This window comes from Citrobacter sp. TBCS-14, from assembly GCF_005280805.1.
GTDB lineage: Bacteria > Pseudomonadota > Gammaproteobacteria > Enterobacterales > Enterobacteriaceae > Citrobacter > Citrobacter gillenii.
This window is the reverse complement of record NZ_SZWM01000413.1, coordinates 1-211: the sequence shown is the minus strand read 5'-3', so window position 1 is coordinate 211 and position 211 is coordinate 1. Positions and strand designations below refer to the sequence as shown.

Annotated in this window: 1 protein-coding gene; it reads right to left on the bottom strand. The window is 56.4% G+C overall.

Annotated features, from left to right (window positions below):
* The coding region (locus FDX22_RS15845; protein ID WP_186805330.1) for a virulence factor SrfB at nucleotides 1-211 on the bottom strand (211 nt) is incomplete at both ends.

Genomic DNA, 211 nt, shown 5'->3' with positions numbered 1-211 from the left:
AAATGTGCGGGGCGGGTTAAAACGCAGGAACGGCAGCGGCAACCAGACACCGTCAAGTACGTCCAGAGAATAATGCAGCGTCTGCGTGCTTTCCGGTTTCACTACTTCGGGTTGGCCACCGGTATTACCCGGCAGGGTATAGCGTCCCGACGCCAGATCAAAATCCAGACGCAGTAGCGGACCGTTTGCCGTTTTGCGAACAAAACGACCG